1 protein-coding gene and 2 pseudogenes are annotated in these 2,670 nt (G+C 68.5%); all 3 read right to left on the reverse strand.

Annotation, left to right across the window (positions count from 1 at the left end):
• A pseudogene (gene emrB, locus AC1VAN_RS17845) lies at positions 1-623 on the reverse strand (multidrug efflux MFS transporter permease subunit EmrB); the annotation flags it as partial.
• Between the two features lie 8 nt (positions 624-631).
• Entirely contained in the window at positions 632-1,810 is a 1,179-nt protein-coding gene (gene emrA, locus AC1VAN_RS17850; protein WP_025877623.1) for a multidrug efflux MFS transporter periplasmic adaptor subunit EmrA, read from the reverse strand.
• A gap of 11 nt (positions 1,811-1,821) precedes the next feature.
• Positions 1,822-2,670: pseudogene (gene emrC, locus AC1VAN_RS17855) on the reverse strand (multidrug efflux transporter outer membrane subunit EmrC); the annotation flags it as partial.

Genomic DNA, 2,670 nt, shown 5'->3' on the forward strand with positions numbered 1-2,670 from the left:
CCCTTCAACTGGTTGCCCACCACCAGCGCAGCGAAGATGCCCAGCGGCACGTTGATCAGGAAGATCCATTCCCAGCTGTAGTTGTCGGTGATCCAACCACCGAGGATCGGCCCGCAGATCGGCGCCACCACGGTGATCATCGCCAGCAGCGCCAGCGCCTGCCCGCGTTTCTCCCGTGGATAGATCGAGACCAGCAGCGACTGGGTGATCGGGTACATCGGGCCGGCGACGAAGCCCTGCAGCGCACGCGACAGCACCAGCATGCCCATGCTCTGGGCCAGGCCGCACAGCAGCGAGGTGATCACGAAGGCCAGCGTGGCCCACACGAACAGCTTGCGCTCGCCGAAGCGACGGCTGAGCCAGCCGGTCAGCGGCAGCGCGATCGCGGTGCTGACCGCGAACGAGGTGATGACCCACGTCGCCTGCTGCGAACTGGCGCCAAGATTACCGGCGATGGTCGGCAGCGAGACGTTGGCGATGGTGGTGTCGAGCACCTGCATGAACGAGGCCATCGCCAGGCCCACGGTGCACAGGGCCACACTGGGTGGCAGGAATCCAGCGGCCGCACCCGGCGCCGCCGGTGCGCCCGGAGAGCCGGGCGCAGCTGGAGCTTGTGCGGACATGGCCGRCCTCAGCTCGCCTTGGACTGCTGCGGCAGGTTGCCCTGGATGATCGTGTGGATCACCTCATCGGCATCGTGCAGCTGCTTGGCGTACACGTCGGTGTCGAACACCGTGCCCTTGGCGGCTGCGCTCGGCAGCACTTCGCCCTTCTGGTCGCGCAGGCTCACCTCGGCCTTCATCGACAGGCCGATGCGCAGCGGGTGTTCGGCCAGCTGCTTGGCATCGATGGCGATGCGCACCGGCACGCGCTGCACGATCTTGATCCAGTTGCCGCTGGCGTTCTGCGCCGGCAGCAGCGAGAACGCCGAGCCGGTGCCCAGGCCCAGGCTGTCGATGCGGCCCTTGTACTTGACGTCGCCGGCATACAGGTCCGACTTCAGCTCCACTTCCTGGCCCAGGCGCATGTGCCGCAGCTGGGTTTCCTTGAAGTTGGCTTCGACCCACATCTGCTCGGTCGGCACCACCGCCATCAGCGCATTGCCCGGCTGCACGCGCTGGCCAACCTGCACCGAACGACGGGCGACATAGCCGGTGACCGGCGCGACGATGCCCGAACGTGCATTGTTGAGGAAGGCCTGGCGCAGCTGCGCGGCGGCRGCCTGCACATCCGGCTGGGTGGCGATCACGGTGTCATCAACCAGTGCGCGGTTGCGCTCGACGGTCTCGCGCGAACCGGCCACGGCCGCTTCGGCAGCTGCCAGCTCATCGCGGGCGTGGGCCAGTTCTTCGTTGGAGATGGCGCCGGTGGCGGCCAGGCCCTTGCGGCGTGCGAAGTCGTCGCGCACGCGCTTCAGGGTCACCTGGCGTGCGTTCAAGTCCGCCTGCGCACCTTCGACGCTGCGGTACAGGCCGCGGGTCTGGCGCACGGTCTTGGCCAGGTTGGCTTCGGCCTGCTGCAGGGCCACCGAGGTATCGGCCGGGTCCAGCTGCACCAGCAGCTGGCCGCGCTCCACGCGCATGCCGTCATCGGCGTTGATGGCGACCACGGTACCGGCCACCAGCGGGGTGATCTGCACCTGGTTGCCCTGCACGTAGGCGTCGTCGGTCTCTTCGAACCAACGGCCGAACATGAAGTACCACAGCGCCAGTGCCGCCAGCAGCAGCACGACGATCACGAACAGGCCGCGCAACAGCTTGCCGCGGCGGTTGGGGGCGGCGGGGGCCGCAGTGTCTTGGGTCTGGCTCATGGCAGGCGTCTTCAGGAATGCGAGGAATCGGAATGGGAAGCAAGCGGTGCGGCATCAGCGTCACTGGGCTGGAAACCACCGCCGAGCGCCTTGCTCAGGCGCACCGAGGTCTGCAGCTGCTGCGACTGCAGGCCGGCCAGCTGCTGCTGCGACTGCAGCAGGGTGGACTGCGCGGTCAACACGTCCAGGTAGCTGCCGATGCCAGCGCGATAGCGCTGCTGGGCCAGGTCGAATGCAGCGCGTGCGGTATCCACCGCCTGCTGCTGCGACTGCGCCTGCTGCGCCAGTGAGCGCACCGCGTTGACCTGGTCGGCCACGTCGCGCAGTGCATCGAGCACCGCCTGGTTGTAGTTCGCCACGGCCAGGTCGTACTGCGCATCGGTGTTGGCCAGGTTGGCCCGCAGCTTGCCGCCTTCGAAGATCGGCAGGCTCAGCGCCGGGCCGATGTAGGCGAAGCTGGAACTGCTCTGCAGCAGGTCGCCGACATTCGGTGCGACCACGCCGGCCAGCGCGGTCAGGTTGAGGCTCGGGTAGAACCGGGTCTTGGCGACCTTGATCTGCTTGTCGGCCGCTTCCACCCGCCAGCGCGCGGCGACGATGTCGGGGCGACGGCCGAGCAGTTCACTGGGCACCACGCCCGGCAACTGCAGGGCCAGCGGGTTCATCGCCCGCGGGCGTTCGATCGACAGGCCGCGGTCCGGGCCCTTGCCGACCAGCGCGGCCAGCGCCGTGCGCCCGGCATCGATGCGCTGCTGCGCCGCCAGCAACTGCTGCTGTGCGGCCGGCACGCGGGCTTCGGCCTGGCGCACCTGCAGGTCGCTGTCGATGCCGGCACTACGACGCTGCCGGGTCAGCTGCAG

This window comes from Stenotrophomonas sp. 05L44_2 (genome assembly GCF_056665995.1).